This window comes from Sphingomonas sp. UYP23, from assembly GCF_054059235.1.
The window spans coordinates 306,204-327,835 of sequence record NZ_JBSSBX010000001.1 but is presented as its reverse complement, the minus strand read 5'-3'; the positions used below and the strand labels follow the sequence as shown (position 1 = coordinate 327,835).

The following is a 21,632-nucleotide window of genomic DNA, read 5'->3' as shown; positions in this document are numbered from 1 at the left end:
GTGGTCGGGGAATAAGAGAGATCCGCCGCCGGGCCGGTGTCCGCTCTTGGTAAATTGCGGCTCAGCCGCTTTTGTTGTCGAGGTAGCCTAAGCGGCCTTTTCGTTCGGACCTAGTGGTTATCGCCTGACAGTTGAGTCCGATTAGGGATTCCCGTCGCCGTTTTGCCGTGCGAGTCATCGGGGATGCGAAGTGGTATAATCATCGACCTTGCGTCGGCGGACCGAGAGCGTCTCGAGCGGATCTGCAAGGATCGTAACGCGCCCCAAAAGCACGTCTGGCGCGCCAAGATCGTGCTTTTGAGCGCCGAGGGGATCGGCACCAGCGAGATCATGCGGCGGACGGCCACATCGAAGACATGCGTGTGGCGCTGGCAGGAGCGGTTCATGCAGGAAGGGGTGGAGGGGCTGCTGCGCGACAAGACCCGTCCGTCGCGCATCCCTCCCCTAACCGCGGAGGTTGTCGCATGGGTAGCGAGCCGGACGCATGAGGCGCCGCCGGGTGAGACGACCCATTGGACAGCCTCGCTGATGGCCCGCGAAGCCGACATCAGCGCCAGTTCGGTTCACCGGATCTGGCGCGCCCACGGCCTCCAGCCTCACCGCGTTCGGCAGTTCAAGCTGTCCAATGATCCCGAGTTTATCGACAAGCTTCGCGATGTCGTGGGCCTTTATGTCGCGCCGCCCGCCCACGCGATCGTCCTGTCGTTCGACGAGAAGAGCCAGATCCAGGCCCTCAACCGATCCCAGCCCGGCCTGCCGCTGAAAAAGGGGCGGGCCGGCACCATGACCCATGATTACAAGCGCAACGGCACCACTACGCTCTTTGCCGCGCTCAACATCCTCGACGGGACCGTGATCGGCCGCAACATGCAACGGCACCGCCACCAGGAATTCATCCGCTTTCTCAATCTGATCGAAGCGCGCGTGCCCGCCGGCAAGGCGATCCATGTGATCCTCGACAATTACGCCGCTCACAAGCACCCCAAGGTTCGCGAGTGGCTCGAGCGCCACCCGCGCTTCACCTTCCACTTTACGCCTACGTCCTGTTCCTGGCTCAATGCCGTCGAGGGCTTCTTCGCCAGGCTGACCAACCGTCGACTCAAACGCGGCGTGTTTCATTCGCTCGTCGACCTTCAGGCCGCCATCAACCGCTTCCTGGTCGAGCACAACGAAAGCTCAAAGCCCTTCGTCTGGACCGCCGACCCCGATAAAATCATCGCCGCCGTCAGACGCGGGCACCAAGTGTTAGATTCGGACCACTAGCTTACTGCTACGGGATAACAGCGCTCCACCATGAATTTTCGTTCGCGAAAAGACGGCAAAACGTCGTCTACGCGCCGAACGGCGTAATGAAGAGCTCGTTGGCTCTCACCTTCAAAGATCTTTCAGAAGGCAAGGCGTCAAGCGACCGCATCCACAAGGATAGAGAAACCAAGCGCTCGATCGTTAACGAGACTGGAGCTGAGTTGGCGCCGGAAAGCATCTTCGTTGTTGAGCCTTATAACGAATCATATCGGTCAAACCGGATGTCGACCTTACTTGCAAACGCGCGTTTGCGAGAGCGGTACGACGCTGTTCGTCGAGATATTGACGACAAGAAGGACGCCCTGATCGCAAGCCTCAAGTCTGTATCTGGCTTAAAGGATGGCCTAGAGGAGGCGCTCGCAACGGACGTCACGAGTGATCCGAAGGAGTTTTTCACTGCACTTCGACGTCTCAAGCCGGAGGTAGAAAGCGGATCTCATGAGACGCTTGCAGACTTACGTTATGGGTCGATTTTCACCCCGAAAGTGGCCGAGCAGCTTAAATCCGCGTCGTTCATAAGCGACATTGAAACTATATGGCGATTTACGATCGGTTGGTCACTCGCTCGACATTTTTCCGGAAGGGCGCGTTCAATCATAACAACGCTTCCGACGTGGCCAAAAGTCTGAAGGCAAATGGGTTTTTTAGGCTGATCACAGTGTGTACGTTAACAACAAAAACGTCCGTCAAGAGATTAAAAATGAGAAAGATTTAGAGCGTGTCATTCAAGAGGAGAAAGACGAAATACTCGGTGATCCTGAGTTAAAGGGGCAATTTGAGCGCGTAGATAAGTTGCTCGTCAAGAATGTAGATATGAAGGATTTCCGGGTCTATTTGGCCGAGAATGAGAAGCTAATTCCAGAGTTGGCTAATCCCGATCGCCTCCGACAGCGCTTATGGATTGCATATTTATCTAGCAACCGTGAGGCCATGAATGATACGTTAGATACCTTCGATCGTGGGCGGCAGCAGCTTGAGGCGATTGTTGAAGAGGCCCGGCAGGAAGCTACGCGCTGGGCCGAGGTTCTAGATGAGTTCAACAGTCGCTTTTCCGTACCGTTTTTGGTTACGATGGAAAATCAGCATGACGTGATCCTGAAGGCCGACGCGCCCAGCATCCGATTCCGTTTTCGGGGCCATGACGGCACCGAAGTTCCCGTGACCGAGAGCGATCTCATTCGTGTTTTAAGTAACGGCGAAAAACGGGCTTTGTACCTACTTAACATCATTTTTGAAGTAATAGCACGCCGTGAGGCTCAGCTCGAAACTCTGTTCGTGTTTGACGATATCGCGGACTCTTTCGATTATAAGAATAAATATGCCATCGTTGAATATCTGCGTGATATAACTGAGACTTCATTCTTTTATCAGATTATCCTCACGCACAAATATGACTTCTATCGGACGGTTTCTAGCCGTCTCGATTTAGATCGGTCGAACAAGTTTCATACGCTCCGTGATGATCATGGAGTTCATATTAGAGAAGAAAAATACCAAAATAATCCGTTTAACTACTGGAAGGAAAAAATCCCGGAGGGAACGCATGACAACTTCCTTCTAGCAATGATCCCATTTGTTAGAAATATTGCTGAATTTTCTGGAAAAGAGGATGTCGAGCGAGAATTAACACGATATCTTCACGTTAAAGCTGGATCAGCCGATCTAACCGTAGCGGATCTTGAAGCACTTTTTAAGCAAGTGATCACATTTAAGGCTCCTCTAGCGTTACCTCAAGGTGACCGGAAGGTGTTTGACCTGCTGTTCGAGCGAGCGAAGGCAGCGTGCGCCCTGTCAGAAGAGCAGATCGAGTTGGAGACGAAGATTGTACTCGCTATGGCAATCCGCTTGAAAGCGGAAAACTTTATGATTGCGAGGCTAGATAATCAAGCGTTTCTAGAGACAATCAAGAGTAATCAGACGTTTCGCTTGCTGCAAAAACTTGAGCAGGGTAGTCTGATAGATTCAGAAACGTTAAAATGCTTAAAGCAAGTCACGTTAATGACACCAGAAATATCCATATAAACTCATTTATATATGAGCCGATATTGGATATGTCTAATCATCACCTTAAGAAACTTTATGATAAGGTCTCTGGACTTGAGCCCTAGTGCATTTTCTCTAAATGGTGTTGTAGAAATTGGCGGTAAGCGACGTCTAACACTCTAAATAATCTCTTATCAGTTTCATGGCCACCGATGGTTTTGAACAATGGCGTCTCTGATGCTCCGTAGTCTGACGTTTCACTAACGGAGCGATGCCTGATCCCTAGCCTGATCTATTCACCGGCAGCGTTTCTCAGCCGATGGGTTAGCGCAGGCGTCGTATAGCCGCAGGCAGGGCGCATGGGTCCGAAGCGCCTGTCTCATCGCGGTTTCACAGGTTGGGGCGGAGTTGATGGGCGGGGTTCGTTAGGCGGCCACTGCCGCATCGATCATGGGCCCGCGGTGCGCAGATTGAGCGCGATGGATCGGAACAGTGCGGCATCGGGGTATGCGCTGGCGAAGGCGATGCGGATGCGGCTGGCGGTTTCGACGACGCGCGCGGCGACCTTGAGCAGCCGCAGGCGGATGGTCGCGAACTCGGCGGTGCGGAGCGTGGCGGTTGCGGGCATAGCGTGCCGCACGGCCCACATCAGCCAGTAGGCGGCGGTGTGAAGGATGAGCCGCATCTGATTGGCGTTGGCCGAGCAGCAGGAGGTTCGGTCGCTCTTCAGCTGCGTTTTATGCAGCTTGATCAGGTTTTCCGCCTGGCCGCGAGCGCAGTAGAGCGTGTCATAGATCCGTTCAGCGCTGCCCTCGGCAAGCGAGGTGACAACGAGGCGGATGTCGAGGCCGAGGCTGCTCGCCTCGATGCGAGCAACGACGCGACGTTCGGTATTCCCCCAGGTTTTCGCAGCGTAGCGCGTCTCTGCGTAACGCCGTAGTTCGACCAGTCCCTGCAATGCCCGGTCGGTCGCGCAGGCATCGCCTTCCCGGACGATGACGGGATCGGCGTGGAGCGTGCGGTTGCCGGGCAGCCCGAAGATGTAGTCGATGCCGTTCGCCTCGCACCAGGCCATCGGCTCTGGCCGACCGTAATGACCATCGCCGCGCAGCGTGATCCGGGTATCGGGCCAGTGGCGACGGATACGTCGCACGAGCCGGCGAACATGGCCGGCGACTTCCTTGCCCGACGGCGTTTTGCCGGTGCGCAGCAGCATCGCAACCGGCCGCCCGGTAGCGGTGTCGTAGACATGGATCGGCAGGAAGCAACGCTCGCCGTAGTGCCCGTTCCAGAAGGAGAGCTGCTGCGCGCCGTGTACGACGTCGACGGTATCGTCGATGTCGAGCGTCACCGCCGCAGGCGGCACGGGGTAGCTCGCGCAATAGAGGTCGACCAGCGTGCCGGTCAGACGGATCAACTCGCGCGTAGTCGGCGCGTTCTCCCACCGGCTCATCGTCGGCTGGCTGGCCAGCCCGAACGGATCACCCGGCAGTTTGCCGAGCGCCAGCTTGAACCCTGGATCATGCCGCAGGGTGTCGAGATCGTCGGCGTCTTCATACCCACACGAGATCGCCAGCATGCGGGCGCGCAAGATGTCGGCGACCCGGTGGATCACCCGACCCTGATCGCGCGGATCAGCGATGCAGGCGGCGAGCCGATCCGCGATCCCCAACCGCCGCTCGGCCTGTGCGAGCAGTAGCACGCCGCCGTCCGACGTCAGCCGACCGCCGTCGAACGCGGCGGTGATTTTTCGACCACGAATGGCTGGGAAGGTAAAGGAGAACCCGCTATCGTCAGCCATGGCGGTCGTGGCACTTTCTGTCTGGAGCAGAGGGATGGCGTAAGCACCCTTTCTCTACTCCAAACCAGAGACTTAGACCACGATCGCCACCACCGATTTGGGCTCCCGATGAATAATCCGGGCTAGTGACGGTAGAACGAACGACGGGATTTGCGGACCGCTTAAGCCGTAAGCGGGCGACAATGGTCCATAAGCGCCGCACTCAAACAGAAAGGGCGCCCGGATCGCTCCGAACGCCCTCTCCAAAATCACCGCCGTGGCAAAGCCACGTCGTCGGTCCTCGCTGTAGCGAGGCCGGCCGACAGCTCCTGTGGGGACTTCGGCTTCGCCTTGTCCCCATCGGCCGCCGGCTCGGCGGCCTCAGTAGCTGTAGTACATATCAAACTCGACCGGGCTCGGCGTCATCTCCCACCGCTTCACGTCTTCCATCTTCAGCTCGATGTACGATTCGATCTGGTCCTTCGAGAAGACGTCGCCCTTCAGCAGGAAGTCGTGATCGGCGGCCAGGCAATCGAGCGCCTCGCGGAGCGAACCGCAGACGGTCGGAACCTCGGCGAGCTCTTCCGGCGGAAGGTCGTACAGGTTCTTGTCCATCGCCTCACCCGGGTGGATGCGGTTCTGGATGCCGTCGAGGCCCGCCATGAACAGCGCCGCGTAGCACAGGTAGGGGTTGGCCATCGCGTCGGGGAAGCGCACTTCGACGCGCTTCGCCTTGGGGCCGGTGCCGTACGGAATGCGGCACGATGCCGAGCGGTTGCGCGCCGAATATGCGAGCAGCACCGGTGCTTCATAGCCCGGGACCAGGCGCTTGTAGCTGTTGGTCGTCGGGTTGGTGAAGGCGTTGACCGCCTTGGCATGCTTGATGATGCCGCCGATGAAATACAGGCACATGTCCGAGAGGCCCGCATAGCCGTTGCCGGCGAAGAGCGGGTTGCCCTTGTCCCAGATCGACAGATGCGTGTGCATCCCCGAGCCGTTATCTTCCTTGATCGGCTTGGGCATGAAGGTGACGGTCTTGCCATACGCCTGCGCGACGTTGTGGCAGACGTACTTGTAGATCTGCATGCGATCGGCGGTGACGGTCATCGTGCCGAAGGTCAGGCCGAGCTCGTGCTGGGCGGCTGCGACTTCGTGGTGATGCTTGTCGCAGGGGAGGCCCATTTCGAGCATGGTCGAGACCATCTCGCCGCGGATGTCGACGGCCGAGTCGACCGGCGCGACCGGGAAGTACCCGCCCTTGGCGCGCGGACGGTGGCCGAGATTGCCGCCGTCATAGCTGGTGCCGGTGTTGGTCGGCAGTTCGATATCGTCGATCTTGTAATAGCTCGTCGAATAGCTGTTCTCGAACTGGACGTTGTCGAACATGAAGAACTCGGCCTCGGGGCCGATGAAGATCGTGTCGCCGATGCCGGTGGTCTTGAGATACGCCTCGGCGCGCTTGGCGGTCGAGCGCGGATCGCGCGCGTAGAGCTCGCCGGTCGAGGGCTCGACGATGTCGCAGACGAGGATCAGCATCGGCGTGGCCGAGAACGGATCGGTCCAGATCGCATCGAGATCGGGCATGAGGATCATGTCGGACTCGTTGATCGCCTTCCAGCCCTCGATCGAGGAACCGTCGAACATGAAGCCGTCGGTCAGCTCGTCTTCGCCGACGACGCCGGCGACCATCGTCAGATGCTGCCATTTGCCCTTGGGATCGGTGAAGCGCAGATCGACCCACTCGATCTCCTGCTCCTTGATCATCTTCAGTACGTCGCTGGCCGTATTCGGTGCCTTAGCCATAGTCCCCACGCCTTTCGTTTTCGAATAGTCTGCCCGAGTGGTTCGGGAATCGTGTGTCGCCCGGATGTTTACGCTGTCACAGAATGTTGCGCTGCGTCAAATCGCGTCCTCGTTGCGCTCGCCGGTGCGGATTCGCAACGCGGTTTCGACGGGGATGACGAAAATCTTGCCGTCGCCGATGCGGCCGGTCTGTGCGGCCGCGGCAATCGCCTCGACCACACGGTCGGCCATCGCGTCCTCGACGACGACCTCGAGCTTTACCTTGGGGAGGAAGTCGACGACATATTCGGCGCCGCGATAGAGTTCGGTATGGCCCTTCTGGCGGCCGAAGCCCTTGGCCTCGGTCACGGTGATGCCGCTGACGCCGACTTCGTGCAGCGCTTCCTTCACTTCATCGAGCTTGAACGGCTTGATGATCGCCTCGATCTTTTTCACGCTTGCTACGCCTCCCGCTATGCCGGGTGACCTTACAACAACCGTGCCAGCCGCGCGAGGGGCGGAAATGCGGGGCAGCGCATCCGAGAGGCGTGCGGGGTCTGCTTAACGAACAGGCAGGGCGCCACGATTTGCCGGATTGGCGGGCATGTGGCTGATGCCTGAGCGCAGGTCGGGCGGTTCAAAGACTCGCTGTTGGCGCTGTCCGCCGGGGGTCGTCTCCTCTGCGCTGTTGATCATGGTGTTTAACCTGGTTTTTGCAGTAAACACGTCGTCTTACGTCATTTGCGTGGTAAAACGCGGCGTCGCAACGGGGTTGCAGCGCGATGCCCCTAACAGATAGGCGCCTTCGCGCTGGTTCCTGGTGAAAGAGCGTCTCAAACGTCTCGCGACGTGTTGCTTTTCCGAAATCGTTTCAGGAGAACGACAATGGCCGACGCAATAGGACTCTATCAGGTTAAGCTTCTCGTGCAGGTTGGCGACGGGCATCTGGCCGGTGCGCCCAAGCTCGAACTCGCCTTGCTGGTCAACGCGCCGACCGGGCACATCACCGGCACCGCGTACATCACGCAAGCGCTGCCGCCGCCCTATGGCTCGATCGAATTTCCGGTGAGCGGCGTGCTCCATCACACCGGCTTTGGTCATGACACCCAGCTCGTCGCGCTGCACGGCGACTATGTCGTGTCGGTGCCACCGCCCGCGATCGGCAGCTATCTCGCGCAGTTCTTCGCCGCGCTCGCGGTCGATGGCGCGTGGAACGGCGTGGGGACGTATCGCTACGGCACCCACATGATCACACACGCGAAAGTCAGCAAGGAAGCGTGACCGATCGACCAGACATGCGCCGGCGATACCGCCGGCGCATGTCTGTGTCTGGCGCAGCGCTCAGTACGGCGGCTTGTCGAACCCGCCGGGGCTGAGCGTGAAGATCTCGCAGCCGGTCTCGGTGATGCCGATCGAATGTTCGAACTGCGCCGAGAGCGAGCGGTCGCGGGTCACCGCGGTCCAGCCGTCGTCGAGCAGCTTCACGTCGGCACGGCCGGTGTTGATCATCGGCTCGATCGTGAAGATCATGCCGGGCTTGAGCTCGGGGCCGGTGCCGGGCTTGCCGACATGGACGACCTCGGGCGCGTCGTGGAACAGCTGGCCCAGACCATGCCCGCAGAAATCGCGGACGATGCCGTAGCGGTGCTTCTCGGCATGGCGCTGGATCGCATGGCCGATGTCGCCGAGATGGTTGCCGGGCTTGGCCTGCTCAATCCCGAGCATCAGGCATTCGTAGGTCACTTCGACCAGGCGCTTGGCCTTGATCGGCACGTCGCCGATCAGATACATCCGGCTGCTGTCGCCGTGCCAGCCGCCGAGGATCGGCGTCACGTCGACATTGACGATGTCGCCGCTTTTCAGCGTCTTCTCGCTCGGGATGCCGTGGCAGACGACATGGTTGAGTGAGATGCAGCTCGAATGCGTATAGCCGCGATAGCCGAGCGTCGCGGGGATCCCGCCGCGCTCGACGATGAAGCGGCGGACCATGTCGTCGATCTCGGCAGTCGAGGTGCCGGGCACCATGTGCGGGACGATCATGTCGAGCGTCTCGGCGGCAAGCTTGCCGGCGGCGTGCATTCCGTCGAACGCATCGCGGCCATAGAGCTTGATCGCGCCGGTGCGGCCGGAGGGGGCGTCGGCGGTTACGGTTACATAGTCGGTCATCCGCACGATATAGCGAAACCGCTTTCGCTTTGCGAGGGGGCGGCGGCGGGGCTATGGCAGGGACATGACGACACGCATCTGGACGGCCGCGCTCGCGGTGATCGGCGACGAAATCCTGTCGGGCCGCACGCAGGACAAGAATGTCGCGCAGATCGCGGCGTGGCTCAACGTCCAGGGGATCCGTCTCGCCGAGGTGCGGATCGTCGCCGACAAGCCCGAGGCGATCGTCGAGGCGGTCAATATCTTGCGGCAACGCAACGATTATCTGTTCACCACCGGCGGGATCGGGCCGACGCATGACGACATCACCGTCGATGCGATCGCGCAGGCGCTCGGCGTGCCAGTGGTGTTTCACCCGCAGGCGGTCGCGGTGCTCGACAGCTATTATGCGAGCCGCGGCGGGCTGACCGAGGCGCGCAAGCGGATGGCGCGCGTGCCCGAGGGTTCGGATCTGATCGAGAATCGCATGTCGGGCGCGCCGGGGATCCGCGTCGGCAACGTCTTCATCATGGCGGGCGTGCCGCACGTCACCGCGGGGATGCTCGATGCGCTGACCGGCACGCTCGAGGGCGGGTTGCCGGTGCTGTCGCGCACGATCGGCTGCTGGGTGGCCGAGAGCGAGGTCGCCGATCTGCTGCGCCAGGCCGAGACAAGCCATGAAGGCGTCGCGATCGGGAGTTACCCCTTCTTTCGCGACGGGCGCACCGGCGCCAATTTCGTCGTGCGCGCGACCGATGCGGCGCTCGCCGATCGCTGCATCGCCGATCTGACGCAGGCGTTGGAAGAGACCGGCCGCAGCGTCGTGGCCGGCGGGATTTGAGAGTTGGGAGCGAACCGATGAAGCGCATCTATCTGGCGGCACTGCTCACGGTGAGCCTGGCGGCGTGCGATGGCAGCCCGACCGGCAGCGGCGCGCCCGCCGCAGTCGCGACGCACGATCCGATGGAAGCCAAGATCGACGCGCTCTCGCCGTCGCTCCAGGAAACGACGATGTTCCGCGCGATCCAGGACGGTGGCTATACCTGCCAGAAAATCGTGCGGATGGAGAAGCACGCGCCGATCGACGGCAAGGCGGTGTGGATCGCCGAGTGTGACGACAAGGGACAATATGTCATCACGCTCCAGCCCGGCGGGATCTTCTGGGTGAGCGGCGTGCCGCAGCCGAAGAAGCCGCGCTGACGCGCACCAAGCTCAGCGTCTGCCAGCGCAAGCGGCGGTTCGAGTCCCAGGCGGCGGCGGCGGACGCGATCGCGCGTTCGGGGCTCGTGCTGCGGAGCTACCGTTGCGATCGGTGTCGACAGTTTCATTTGACCAGCCGGACCAAGGGCAAGTGGGCGCCTATCTCCCGATGAACATGGCGGCCCGGGCCTTAATCAGCCGCCAGAACAGCCCGATCGGAAAGCCGCGATAGGACGGCGCGTCGGTCGGAAGCGGCAGGTCCGAATGCCGCCGATCTGTCTTGTTGCGCATCTCGATCGGCGGCAGCGGCCCTTCGAACCGCTGGCGATAGGCCGAGATCCAGAAACCGGGCCCGAATTCGAGGAACATGCCGGTGTTGCAGCACGAGGCGACGAACCGCTGAGTCGGCGCGCGCTTGCCAAGCTTGTGGCCGGTGAGCAGATCGCGACCGGCCACACAGGTGAACCGGTCCTTGCGATAGGTGAGATACGGCGTGCCGCCGTCCGGATCGAGGACAGACGAGGCGTTGGTCAGTGTTTCGAGGCGACGGCCGCCCGCCTGGCAATCGCTGCAATAACAGACGGCAACGACGATCGAATCGCCGACCGCCTCGCACCGGACGTTGCCGCATTCGCAGCGAAGGCTTCGCAAGGTGCTGTTCATAGGAGCCATTTTCCTTATGATGGCGGCTCGGACGCAACCGCATCGATAGCGCAAGCGGCAGTCGACCGCCATCTCGCTGCGGTTCGATCGCGGACGGTACCGAAGGCGGGTTGCGGCGGCAGGATTTGAGGCGCAGGAGACGCACCGCCGACCATTCGATCAGCCGACCAAGCGCTGACACGGGAGAGCCATCCGGTCCCCGCGCACCGTCCTGGACGCAGATCGCGCCCTACGCAGCAACGACCCAAGCTTTCGGAACTGCGCCATGAGATTGCGCCGCCGGGGCCTCGCCTCGATCAACAGCGAAATCCGCGACGGCATCCTGCCCGCGGCCGGCGACATCGCGCAGGTCGCGCGCGAGGATGGCGCGGTCGATCATACGCCCAAGAACTACCGGCTGGTCGCGCTGATCATCGCCTGCGCCTTGTTCATGGAACAGATGGACGCGACGATCCTCGCCACCGCGCTGCCGACGATGGCGCGCGATTTTCACGTTCCAGCGACCAACATGAGCTCGGCGCTGACCTCGTATCTGCTCGCGCTCGCGATCTTCATCCCGGCGAGCGGGCGGCTGGCGGATCGCTTCGGCTCGCGCACCGTGTTCCGCGGGGCGATCCTGATCTTCGTCGCGGGCTCGGCCCTGTGCGGGGTCGCGCCGAGCCTGCCCTTCATCATGGGTGCGCGCTTCCTGCAGGGGCTGGGGGGCGCGATGATGATCCCGATCGGGCGGCTCGTGCTGCTGCGCAGCGTCGCCAAGGAGGACATGGTCTCGGCAATGTCGTGGCTGATCATGCCCGCGCTGATCGGGCCGATCCTCGGGCCCCCGGTCGGCGGTGCGATCGTCACCTATCTCGACTGGCGCTGGATCTTCTATCTCAACCTGCCGATCGGCCTGCTCGGCGTCTTCCTGGTGACGCGCTATATCGGCGAGGTGCGCGCCGAGACGCCGGTGCGGGCGGATCCGTGGGGGTTCGTGCTGTCGGGCGTGGCGCTCGGTTGCCTGCTGTTCGGGTTCGAGATGACGAGTCGGACGGGGGAGTTGCCGGTGGCGCTCGGCCTGATCGGGATCGGTTGCGTCGCGGGCGCGCTCTACATCCGCCATGCGCGGCACCGCGCCGATCCGATCCTCGACCTGTCGCTGATGCGCGTGCCGACCTTCCGCCTGTCGCTGATCGGCGGATCGTTGACGCGGATCACGCAGGGCGCGCAGCCCTTCCTGTTGCCGATGATGCTGCAATTGGGCTTCGGCATGACCGCGGCGGCGAGCGGGGCGATCACCGTCGCGGGGGCGATCGGCTCGCTCGCGATGAAGGGGCTCGCGCCGCGCATCCTGCGCCGCTGGGGGTTCCGGCGCAGCCTGATCCTCGGCGGGCTCGGCGCGAGTGCGGGCTATGCGGTGTGCGGGCTGTTTCGGCCCGACTGGCCGATCGCGCTGATCTTCGGCGTGCTGATGCTGTCGGGCTTTTTCATGTCGTTCCAATTCTCGGCGTACAACACGATCGCCTATGACGAGATTGCGAGCGACCGAATGAGTTCGGCGACGAGCTTCTACGCGACCTTCCAGCAATTGATGCTGTCGTCCGGGATCTGTGTCGGCGCTGCGGCGCTGCATGTCGGGATGTTGGGGGGCGGGCATCCGCTGCCGCGGCTCGGTGATTTCACGCTGGCGTTTCTGGTGGTCACCGCGATCTCGACCAGCGCGACGATCTGGAACGCGCGCTTTGCTGCCGATGCGGGGGCGGGGATGAGTGGGCATCGGGGGTGATAGGTGAGGGGCGTTGTGGGCGCGGATGGCGGCTTTCATCGCTTCGTTGCCGCGCTATGATCATGGAAATTTCGATGGAGCCTCATCCTTTGCCCGACATCGCCACTCCCAATTTGCCGAGCAGAAGCTTCGACCAGACGGCTGCATTTTTCGGGAAGCTGGGCTTCATGGAGACGTGGCGCGACCCCGGGTGGATGATCCGCAAGCGCGGCGCTATGACGCTCGAGTTCTTTCCGTATCCCGACCTGGATCCCGCCGAAAGTTCTTTCGGCTGCTGCTTCAGAATGCAGGACGTCGGCGCATTTTTCGCAGATATCAAAGCCGCTGGTGTGCCGGAAGTAACCGTAGGGTGGCCGCGAACGCACAAGCCGAAACGCGAACCATGGGGCGGCATCGTCGGGGCTCTAATCGATCTGGACGGAACGTTGATCCGGTTGGTTCAAGTGCCGGACTGAGCGACTGGAATTCGGGCCTTATTCCCCGTTCGGCTGCCGCCAGCACAGACACGCGTTCCGAAGGCGGAGCGGCAGCTATCGGGTGGAAACGCGGATGGGCAGAAATCGACCAATTGCGGTCGTAGGCGACCCGATGAGTCGATCCCGATAGATGCCGTTGCCAATACCAGTTTTGGTAGCCAGAATGACTTATGGACACAGGCACGGTGCGAGGAAATATCGCGATACGCGTTCTTATCGCGCACGTCTGCGGACTGGGCGTTGCCGGCATTACCGATACGATTGGGACAACTTCAGGATTTAGCATCGCGGGAGCAGGCCTGGGCCTTTTTCTGGGCGGGCTGTTGTCCGTACCTTGGATGATCGCGCTTGGAGTGCTGATCTGGTTTCAAGGCAGGACAATCGAGACTCATCCGGTGATATTCGCGGTCTTTGGGCCCGCCTTGGCTTTGTTGCAAAACTGATGGCGGGGATTCACGCAGGGAATCGAGCGGTATAGATAGGCGTAATGCCCAAACCTGCCGCACCTGTGTATCGTACGACGAACTGGCCTGAGTATAATGCGGCGCTGAAGCGGCGTGGGTCGCTGGAAATATGGTTTGATCCGGAGATGCACTGGCTTTCGAAGCCGTGTGGTCGCCCTGGTCGCCCGATGCGGTTTTCAGACAGCGCGATAGAGCTGTGCCTGACGCTGAAGACGCTGTTCAACCTGCCTTTGCGGCAAGTGACGGGGTTGGTTTCGAGCCTGATCAAAATGGCGGGGCTGGATTGGTCGGTGCCGGATTATACGACGCTGTGCCGACGGCAGAAGACGTTGAAGGTCAACCTCGGCGGGCGGATCAGCTCGGGCGGACTGCACCTGCTGGTCGACAGCACCGGGATCAAAATGACGGGAGAAGGCGAGTGGAAGACGCGCAAACACGGACCGTCCTACCGTCGCCAGTGGCGCAAGGTGCATCTCGGGATTGATGCTGGGACGCTGGATATCCGGGCCATTGAGGTCACGACGAATGCCATTGGTGACGCACCGACGCTGCCCGTTCTCCTGGCGCAAATTCCCGGAGACGAGCGGATACTCAGCGTCGGCGGAGATGGCGCTTATGATACCAGGGACTGCCATGCCGCTATTGCCGGGCGCGGTGCCGATGCGGTCATCCCGGTCCGCCGCAACGGGCAACCATGGGCAGAAGGCGGTCCCGGCGTCGATGCACGCAATGGAGCGCTACGCGCGACAAAGCGGCTTGGTCGCGCAATCTGGAAAAAGTGGAGCGGCTATCATCGCCGCAGTCTGGTCGAGACCAAAATGCACTGCTTCAAACTCCTGGGCCAGCGCGTTGTCGCCCGCACCTTCGATCGTCAGATTACCGAGCTCAAAGTCCGTGCTGCAATTCTCAATCGGTTCTCCGAAATAGGAACGCCGGTGACCGTCCGCATCCAATAACATCTTCAAGTAAAACGTCGGTCATACTCTCGCGTAATTATGCAACAAAGCCGAGCGCGATTGTTGAACGAGCATCGGGAAAAGCTTTTTCAATAGGCAAACGCGATGTCTGCTTTCGCTACCAAGCGTCCGAAAGCTGCCCGACCGCTTCCCACCACCTTGTGCCGTTCAGTCCGGTCCATCGCGGGCCGCTATTAAAAGGGTCACTGTCCCCCTTCCGTCATCCTCGCGAAGGCGGGGATCCATACTGGCTGACTGCGCAGTACAGGACGGCCGGTGCTAATAGCTTCCCGCCTACGCGGGAATGACGGAAAGATTGCAAGACATTCCGTCCCGACCGTCGTTGTCGCACCGGCGGCTGACCGCCAGTTCGGGCCATCTGCGACTCAAGACTCAAAGGCCTGGGCTCGCCCCTCCCAGCAGGAAAGGGGCTTTCCCCACATCAACCGACGAAGGCGCGCTCGATCACATACTGGCCGGGCTGCGAGTTCGACCCCTCGACGAAGCCCATCGTCTCGAGCTTGGCCGCCAGATCCTTGATCATCGCCATGCTGCCGCACAGCATGATCCGGTCGGTCTCGGGGTCGAGGTGCTTCTCGCCCGGCATGTCCTTGAACAGCGTGCCGTCGTCGATCAGCGTGTCGATCCGCCCGCTGGTGTGGAACGGCTCGCGCGTCACGGTCGGGACATACGAAAACGCCGTCGCCGCCTGCTCGTCCACCAGCGGATCATCGGCGAGCTTCGCCTCGAGCGGCTGGCGGTAGGCGAGGTCGGTCACGCGGCGGACGCTGTGGACGATCTGGATCTGGTCGAAGCGATCGTAGATCTCCGGATCGCGCGCGACGCTGAGGAACGGCGCGAGGCCCGTTCCGGTCGACAGCATGAACAGGCGCTTGCCCGGCAGCAGCGCGTCGGCGACGAGCGTGCCGGTCGGTTTGCGGCCGAGATAGACTTGGTCGCCCGGCTGGATCTGCGACAGGCGCGAGGTGAGCGGGCCATCGGGCACGCGGATCGAGAGGAATTCGAGCTCTTCGGCATAAGCCGGGCTGGCGATCGAGTAAGCGCGCAGCAGCGGGCGCTGCTCGCCCGCCAGGCCGAGCATCACGAATTCGCCCGAGCGGAAGCGGAAGCTCGCGGGGCGCGTGATCGTGAAGCTGAACAGATGCTCGTTCCACATCCGCACGCTGAGCACGGTTTCGACGCTCAGCGCCGAGGTCGATTCGAGACCGGGCAGGCTTGTCACCACATCACTCATCAATAGGTCGTCCTTCAATGCAAGTTTGCCGCCACACCGTGCCATCGGGTATCGTCCCGATCCCGGCGCGGCTGCCCATCGCACCTCGTCCTGCAAAACGACCGCAACACGGGGCCGGCGACAGCGCGGCCCCGGGGCGATCGACATAATCGCGCACCCGTTACTCCGGTCGGGCGCTATAATTCAACTCGTAACTTCGTCGCGCGCGGCGGCGCCGGTTCAGGTGGGCAGCTTCTCGACCAAGGCGGCGATGCTGTTCCCGGTAAAGGCGGTGAGCGACACGCCGTCGAGCTGGATCGCGCGCTCGAGCGTCAGCGTCGCAGCCGACTGGTGTGCGGGATCGAGCTCGCGCCACGCGCGCACCGCGCCTTCGAGGCTGGTGACCTCGGCCACGTCCTCCGCGCCGCGCGGCACGTCCTCGAGCGCGGCGCTCATCCGCCAGTCGATCGGGGGCGTCTTGGTGTCGTCGCCCCAGGTTGCTTCCGTCATGATCGTTCGCCTCGTGCTAGAATTGCCATCCGGCCCAGACCGACACAGCGCCGGGGAGCATTGGTATGTTCCCGCACACGCGCCCGTGCGAGCGCAAATCGCGTCCGGCGCGGACTCTTTTGCGATGGACGCGTGCGGGCGGGGGTAGGCCGGGCGATCATTTTGCCCGGTCGAAACGCCTGGCCGAAACGCTCGGTTGACAGCGCGACGCAAACCTTCTAAAAGCGCCGCCACGCGGGTGTAGCTCAATGGTAGAGCAGAAGCTTCCCAAGCTTACGACGAGGGTTCGATTCCCTTCACCCGCTCCAGCAACAGCCTTTGCGTGCTCCGAGCAGAAAGAGCCCCTGGCGCGGGCCGACATTCGATAGCTATGGGCAGCACACCGTGCGGTTTCCAGCCGTGCAGGTGGAGCGGCTGGCGTGGTGATCGTCGACTTTCTTGCACAGCATCGTGGCTCAGGACGTGGGCGCTTCTCATCGACAGGCCGCACAAAGCCCTTTGACCATCTGGTCTGGGACTGCTGGACTGGCGCGCGAGCAAGGTCCGTCCGTATCAGGCCAGATAGGAGCTACCCCCATGACCAGGACGAGGCGTCTGCCAGCCTGTGTTGCCACAGCGATATGCCTGATGCTTGCCGAACCAGCCGAGGCGGGCCGCGAGATCGCACCGGCCGCTGCGATCCAAGCGGAGGCGGTGCGGATCGAATCCGAACCGGGGGTCGTGCTGGCGGGCGAACTGCATGTTCCGCCGAGCACCGAGCCGCATCGTCCTGCCGTGCTGTTGCTCGGCGGGGGTGGCGCATCGCCGCATGGCATCTATCCGCTTTTGGAAGCGAGATTGCACGCCAAAGGGATTGCCACGCTCAGCTTCGACAAGCGCGGCGTCGGCAAATCGACGGGGACCTTCGTCGATGCGATGACGCCCGCGGAGCGTGATGCCCGCGCAGCGCTTGCATATCTTCGCTCCCGCCGGGACGTCATCGATGCAAACCGCATCGCGATACTCGGGCTGAGTCAGGGGGCGGTCATCGCCCCGGCGCTGGCTGTAGAGACTCCGGCGGTCGCCGCGGTCGTGTTGCTGGCCGCGCCGGCGGGAACGCGCGGGGTGATGTTCCTCGATGCCATGCGCGTGAAATTGGCGGCCGCTGGCATGGCGCCAAAGGCTGTCACGCAGGTCGTCGATGCGACGCACGGCTATCTCGACGCACTCACGACGGCAGCCTCGCCCGCAACGATCGCTTCCGGTCGTGCGGAGGTGGTTCGAGCGTTTGTCGCCGGGGGGTGGAAGCCGGAACAGGCCGAAGGCGCGGTGAGCACATTGGCCGATCCGGCGACGTCCTCGCTCTACACCGTTGCCGCCAGTGACGTTCTCGCGCGGGTTCGTGCACCCGTGCTCGCGCTTTACGCCGCAGACGACACGGTCGTGTCCACCGCGCTCAGTCTACCGGAGGCTCGGCTTGCGCTGCGCGCGAACGGTGACGCCACGATCGTCGAGATGCCCGATGTCGAGCATGGCTTCAAACCGCTCGTTTCAACGACATCGGGCCAGAAGGACTATCGCGGATGGCCTATCTCTGATCCTGCGACGCTCGATCTGATCAGCGCGTGGCTTCCGCAACGTCTTCTTCGTCCCGCAGCGACACAATAGCGACGCGCTCGGACGCGGATGCGCGATCCGTCGCGGCTGACCCGCTTTTCAGAGTGCGGTGATCGCGGCTATGGCCCTGGTCCGCGCGATCGTCGGGATCGTTGGCGGCGACATAAGGGATGGTGGCCATGCCCCTCGAAACGGTATCCGAAGTCCGCGCACAGGGTGGGACGCAGGGCGTCTATCGCCACGATTCGATGCAGACGGGGACGCCGATGACGTTCAGCGTGTTCGTCCCCGATCATGCGCCGGGCGATCGGCTGCCGGTCTTGTGGTACCTCTCGGGGCTGACCTGCACCCAGGCGAACGTCACCGAAAAGGGCGAGTATCGCGCGGCGTGTCGCGCGGCGGGGATCGTGTTCGTCGCGCCCGATACCTCGCCGCGGGGGGAGGGCGTTCCCGACGATGCCGAGGGGGCGTATGATTTCGGGCTAGGCGCGGGCTTCTATGTCGATGCGACCGAGGCGCCGTTTGCGCAGCATTACCGGATGGCGAGCTATGTCACCGAGGAACTGCCCGCGCTCGTCGCGGAGCATTTCCCGGTCGATCCCGACCGGCAGTCGATCACCGGACATTCGATGGGCGGGCATGGCGCGCTGACGCTCGCGCTGGCGCGGCCGGGGCAGTATCGCTCGGTCTCGGCGTTCGCGCCGATCGTCGCGCCGAGCCAGGTGCCGTGGGGGGAGAAGGCGCTGGCGGGCTATCTGGGCGAGGATCGCGCCGCGTGGCGCACGCATGACGCGGTCGCGTTGATCGAGGATGGCGCGCGGGTGCCGGCGTTGCTCGTGGATCAGGGCGATGCGGATGCGTTTCTTGACACCCAGCTGCGGCCGGAAGTGCTCGAGGCGGCGTGCGCTGCGGCGGGGATCCCGCTCGAGCTGCGGATGCAGCCTGGGTACGACCACAGCTATTATTTCATCTCGACCTTCCTCGCCGAGCATGTCGCCTGGCATGCGCGTCAGCTCGCCGGCTGACGCGCACGCGCGGCGTCAGAACAGCCGCTTCAGCAGCCCGACATTGGTCTTGGCGAGGTCGATCACCGAATCGCCGCGGCCGCTGATCACTGCTTTCGCCATGTAGAGCGTGAAGCCCTTCATCTGCTCGAGCGTGATCGCCGGCGGCATCGACAGTTCGTTGCGTGCGGTCACCGCGTCGAGCAGCGCCGGGCCGGGGTGGGCGAGCACGTCGCGCACTGCGGTCTCGACATCGCCGGGATCGGTGACGCGCACGCCGTGCAGGCCGATCGCGCGCGCCATCGCGGCGAAATCGGGATTGTCGAGCGTCACGCCGGTTTCGACCAGCCCCGCCGCCTTCATCTCCATCTCGACAAAGCCGAGCGTGCCGTTGTTGAAGACGATGATCTTCACCGGCAGGCCGAGCTGCTTCACCGTGAGCAATTCGCCCATCAGCATGGCGAGCCCGCCATCGCCCGACAGCGTCACGACCTGGCGTTGCGGATAGGTTGCTTGCACGCCGATCGCCTGCGGCAGCGCATTCGCCATCGAGCCGTGGTTGAACGAGCCGATGAGGCGGCGGCGGCCGTTCATCTTTAGGTAGCGCGCGGCCCAGATCGTCGGGGTGCCGACGTCGCACGCGAAGATCGCGTCGTCGGCGGCGAGTTCGCTCACCACACGCGCGACGTGCTGCGGGTGGAGCACGCCACTGCCGGGTGTGCCGTGCGCGAGTTCGTCGAGGCCTTCGCGCGCCTTGGCATAATTCTCGCGGGCGTCCTTGAGGAATGCGCCATCGCGTCCGGCCTTGAGCTGCGGCAGCAGCGCCGCGATCGTCGCGCCTACGTCGCCAACGAATCCGAGGTCGATCGCGGTGCGGCGGCCGAGGTTTTCAGGGCGCAGGTCGATCTGCGCGACCCTGGCCTTTTCGGGATAGAACTGGCGGTAGGGGAAGTCGCTGCCGAGGATCAGCAGCGTGTCGCAGCCGAGCATCGCGTCATAGCCCGACGAGAAGCCGATCAGCCCGGTCATCCCGACGTCATAGGGATTGTCGTATTCGACGAACTCCTTGCCGCCGAGCGCATGGACGACCGGGGCCTGCAACGCGCCAGCGAGCTCGACCAGTGCGGCGTGTGCGGTGCGGCAGCCGCGGCCGGCGAGGATCGTCACCTTGTCCGAACCGTTGAGCAGTTCGGCCAGCTGCGCGATCTCGGGCGCGCCGGGAACGACGGTGGCCTGTGGCGGCAGCAACGCTTGTGCCGAGCGGGCGAGCGTGCCCGTCGTGCTGCGCAACGCGACGTCGCCCGGCATTGCGACGACCGACACGCCGCGATGCCCGACCGCGGCGCGGATCGCGGTGTCGAGCGTGCGCGGCATCTGGTCTGCGTCGGAGATCGTCTCGCAATAGACGCTGCATTCGCGGAACAGCGCTTCGGGGCGCGTTTCCTGGAAGTAATTCGAGCCGACCTCGCCGCTTGGCACCTGCGCGGCGATCGCCAGCACGGGCACGCGCGTGCGGTTGCAATCGTACAGGCCGTTGATGAGGTGCATGTTGCCTGGCCCGCACGAGCCGGCACAGACCGCGAGCTTGCCGGTCAGCTGCGCCTCGGCGCCCGCCGCGAAGGCGGCGGCTTCCTCGTTGCGGACGTGCACCCAGGCGATCTTGCCGCGACGGCGCAGCGCGTCGGTCAGGCCGTTGAGGCTGTCGCCGACGACGCCGTAGATGCGCTCGACGCCTGCGAGTTCGAGCGTTTCGGCAAACAAATCGGCGATGCTGGTCTTGGACATGGAGAGTCTCCGCAAGCGGTCAGGGTCAGCGCAGGCCGGGCTGCCAGCGATACCCGGTCCCGCTTTTCACGACGCGACCGACGCCGGGGAAAGGGAAGTGCGGCGCGAAGACGCGCTCATGGCTTGCGGCGAGTTGCGCGAGCGTCGCCTCGCGGCGGACGATCCCCTGCTTCGCGTCGGTGTCGTACGCGATCACCCATTCGGGCTTGGCAAGCGACACGATCGCGCTGTGCGCGCTGTCGCCGATGTCGAGCAGACGCTCCTTGCCGGAGGTGATCTCGTATCCCGAATGGCCGGGGGTGTGGCCGGGCAGGGGAACCGCGCGGATGCCGGGGACGACCGTCGCGCCGGGGGCGAAGGTCTGCACCTTGGGCGTGATCGCGGCGGCCAGCGCGGCATTGTCGGGCTTGCTCTTGAGGAACGCCCATTCGGCTGCGGCCATTCGGATCGTCGCATTGGGGAAGGCGAGGCCGCCGTCGGCGGTGAGGAGGCCGCCGACATGGTCGCCGTGCGAATGGGTGATCAGCACGTCGGTCACCTTGGCGGGGTCGACGCCGGCGGCGGCGAAGCTCTTGGGCAACGATCCACCGACCTTGGGGCCAAGCCCGGTGTCGATCAGCACGGTGTGCCCCGGCATCTCGACGAGCAGTGCGTCGACGCCGAGCGGCAGCGTATCGGTTGGCGCGCCGGCTTGGCGCAGCACTGCCGAGACGGCGGGCACGCCGACTTGCGGGCCGAACACGCTCGCGTCGTTGGGCACGGCGTTGATCATGTCGCGCAACGCGACGAGCCGCAGGCTGCCGAGCTTGAACGCGGTGGCGGCGGGCGCGATCGGCACTGGCCCCGCGAGCGCGGAACTCCCGGCGAGCAGGGCGAGCGCTGCGGCGAAGAGCGATTTGATGGGCATAGGGATCCTCGTGAGAGCGGAGCAACGATCCGGGATCGCCGCGGGTCTAACCCGTGGTCAGTTTGCTGGTTCCACAC

Annotated in this window: 21 protein-coding genes and 1 tRNA gene; 13 read left to right on the top strand and 9 right to left on the bottom strand. The window is 63.0% G+C overall.

The features are described from left to right. Positions 1–183: 183 nt before the first annotated feature. The 3 genes from ACVWYO_RS01760 to ACVWYO_RS01750 all read left to right on the top strand — a co-directional run bounded on the left by ACVWYO_RS01760 (position 184) and on the right by ACVWYO_RS01750 (position 3,327). The gene (locus ACVWYO_RS01760) at positions 184–1,263 is read left to right on the top strand and encodes an IS630 family transposase (protein WP_457348493.1); all 1,080 of its coding nucleotides are present in this window, start codon (positions 184–186) and stop codon (positions 1,261–1,263) included. 98 nt (positions 1,264–1,361) lie between these two features. Continuing rightward, positions 1,362–1,934, top strand: a complete 573-nt coding sequence (locus ACVWYO_RS01755) for a hypothetical protein (protein WP_457348492.1) — start codon at positions 1,362–1,364, stop codon at positions 1,932–1,934. Positions 1,935–1,965: 31 nt separating this feature from the next. Beyond that, positions 1,966–3,327: a hypothetical protein gene (locus ACVWYO_RS01750; RefSeq protein WP_457348491.1), complete on the top strand. Its 1,362-nt coding sequence runs from the start codon at positions 1,966–1,968 to the stop codon at positions 3,325–3,327. 409 nt (positions 3,328–3,736) lie between these two features. Here ACVWYO_RS01750 and ACVWYO_RS01745 read toward each other — a convergent pair whose 3' ends face one another. The 3 genes from ACVWYO_RS01745 to ACVWYO_RS01735 form a co-directional block, all read right to left on the bottom strand. Further along, on the bottom strand, positions 3,737–5,089 hold the full coding sequence (locus ACVWYO_RS01745) for an IS1380 family transposase (protein ID WP_457348490.1): 1,353 nt from the start codon (positions 5,087–5,089) through the stop codon (positions 3,737–3,739). Between the two features lie 360 nt (positions 5,090–5,449). Further along, on the bottom strand, positions 5,450–6,871 hold the full coding sequence (glnA, locus tag ACVWYO_RS01740) for a type I glutamate--ammonia ligase (RefSeq protein WP_457348489.1): 1,422 nt from the start codon (positions 6,869–6,871) through the stop codon (positions 5,450–5,452). A gap of 96 nt (positions 6,872–6,967) precedes the next feature. Then, positions 6,968–7,306, bottom strand: a complete 339-nt coding sequence (locus tag ACVWYO_RS01735; RefSeq protein WP_010183375.1) for a P-II family nitrogen regulator — start codon at positions 7,304–7,306, stop codon at positions 6,968–6,970. 429 nt (positions 7,307–7,735) lie between these two features. Here ACVWYO_RS01735 and ACVWYO_RS01730 point away from each other — a divergent pair, with 429 nt between their 5' ends. Then, positions 7,736–8,131 (top strand): DUF1842 domain-containing protein, encoded by a 396-nt coding sequence (locus tag ACVWYO_RS01730; protein ID WP_457348488.1) that lies wholly within the window; start codon positions 7,736–7,738, stop codon positions 8,129–8,131. Positions 8,132–8,191: 60 nt separating this feature from the next. On the opposite strand, the gene map is transcribed toward ACVWYO_RS01730, so the two are convergent. Next, positions 8,192–9,016, bottom strand: a complete 825-nt coding sequence (gene map / locus ACVWYO_RS01725; RefSeq protein WP_457348487.1) for a type I methionyl aminopeptidase — start codon at positions 9,014–9,016, stop codon at positions 8,192–8,194. Positions 9,017–9,080: 64 nt separating this feature from the next. Here map and ACVWYO_RS01720 point away from each other — a divergent pair, with 64 nt between their 5' ends. Together ACVWYO_RS01720 and ACVWYO_RS01715 are read left to right on the top strand one after the other, a co-directional pair. After that, complete coding sequence (locus tag ACVWYO_RS01720; protein ID WP_457348486.1) at positions 9,081–9,836, top strand: competence/damage-inducible protein A; 756 nt, start codon at positions 9,081–9,083, stop codon at positions 9,834–9,836. 17 nt (positions 9,837–9,853) lie between these two features. Beyond that, positions 9,854–10,195, top strand: a complete 342-nt coding sequence (locus ACVWYO_RS01715) for a hypothetical protein (RefSeq protein ID WP_457348485.1) — start codon at positions 9,854–9,856, stop codon at positions 10,193–10,195. Between the two features lie 159 nt (positions 10,196–10,354). On the opposite strand, the gene ACVWYO_RS01710 is transcribed toward ACVWYO_RS01715, so the two are convergent. Further along, positions 10,355–10,858, bottom strand: coding sequence for a GFA family protein (locus ACVWYO_RS01710; protein WP_457348484.1), 504 nt, complete (start codon positions 10,856–10,858; stop codon positions 10,355–10,357). Between the two features lie 265 nt (positions 10,859–11,123). Between ACVWYO_RS01710 and ACVWYO_RS01705 the strand changes: the two genes are divergently transcribed. The 4 genes from ACVWYO_RS01705 (at position 11,124) to ACVWYO_RS01690 (ending at position 14,519) form a co-directional block, all read left to right on the top strand. Beyond that, a complete protein-coding gene (locus tag ACVWYO_RS01705) occupies positions 11,124–12,623 on the top strand; it encodes an MDR family MFS transporter (protein WP_457348483.1) in 1,500 nt (499 codons plus the stop codon). Positions 12,624–12,712: 89 nt separating this feature from the next. Next, positions 12,713–13,078, top strand: a complete 366-nt coding sequence (locus ACVWYO_RS01700; protein WP_457348482.1) for a bleomycin resistance protein — start codon at positions 12,713–12,715, stop codon at positions 13,076–13,078. A 191-nt stretch (positions 13,079–13,269) separates the two neighbouring features. Next, positions 13,270–13,542 carry a hypothetical protein gene (locus tag ACVWYO_RS01695; protein ID WP_457348481.1) on the top strand — a complete coding sequence of 91 codons (273 nt, stop codon included), beginning with the start codon at positions 13,270–13,272 and terminating at the stop codon, positions 13,540–13,542. A 44-nt stretch (positions 13,543–13,586) separates the two neighbouring features. Next, positions 13,587–14,519, top strand: a complete 933-nt coding sequence (locus ACVWYO_RS01690; protein ID WP_457348219.1) for an IS5 family transposase — start codon at positions 13,587–13,589, stop codon at positions 14,517–14,519. Between the two features lie 442 nt (positions 14,520–14,961). On the opposite strand, the gene ACVWYO_RS01685 is transcribed toward ACVWYO_RS01690, so the two are convergent. Next, a complete protein-coding gene (locus ACVWYO_RS01685) occupies positions 14,962–15,774 on the bottom strand; it encodes a ferredoxin--NADP reductase (RefSeq protein WP_457348480.1) in 813 nt (270 codons plus the stop codon). 219 nt (positions 15,775–15,993) lie between these two features. Continuing rightward, the gene (locus ACVWYO_RS01680) at positions 15,994–16,263 is read right to left on the bottom strand and encodes a hypothetical protein (protein ID WP_457348479.1); all 270 of its coding nucleotides are present in this window, start codon (positions 16,261–16,263) and stop codon (positions 15,994–15,996) included. A gap of 234 nt (positions 16,264–16,497) precedes the next feature. On the opposite strand from ACVWYO_RS01680, the gene ACVWYO_RS01675 reads away from it, so the two are divergent. The 3 genes from ACVWYO_RS01675 to fghA all read left to right on the top strand — a co-directional run bounded on the left by ACVWYO_RS01675 (position 16,498) and on the right by fghA (position 18,884). After that, positions 16,498–16,571 (top strand) — tRNA-Gly (locus ACVWYO_RS01675). 319 nt (positions 16,572–16,890) lie between these two features. Beyond that, positions 16,891–17,910, top strand: a complete 1,020-nt coding sequence (locus tag ACVWYO_RS01670) for an alpha/beta hydrolase (protein ID WP_457348478.1) — start codon at positions 16,891–16,893, stop codon at positions 17,908–17,910. Positions 17,911–18,038: 128 nt separating this feature from the next. Next, positions 18,039–18,884, top strand: coding sequence for an S-formylglutathione hydrolase (gene fghA / locus ACVWYO_RS01665; protein WP_457348477.1), 846 nt, complete (start codon positions 18,039–18,041; stop codon positions 18,882–18,884). A gap of 15 nt (positions 18,885–18,899) precedes the next feature. Here fghA and poxB read toward each other — a convergent pair whose 3' ends face one another. Further along, entirely contained in the window at positions 18,900–20,648 is a 1,749-nt protein-coding gene (poxB, locus tag ACVWYO_RS01660) for a ubiquinone-dependent pyruvate dehydrogenase (RefSeq protein WP_457348476.1), read from the bottom strand. Between the two features lie 25 nt (positions 20,649–20,673). After that, complete coding sequence (locus ACVWYO_RS01655) at positions 20,674–21,555, bottom strand: MBL fold metallo-hydrolase (protein WP_457348475.1); 882 nt, start codon at positions 21,553–21,555, stop codon at positions 20,674–20,676. Positions 21,556–21,632: the final 77 nt, after the last annotated feature.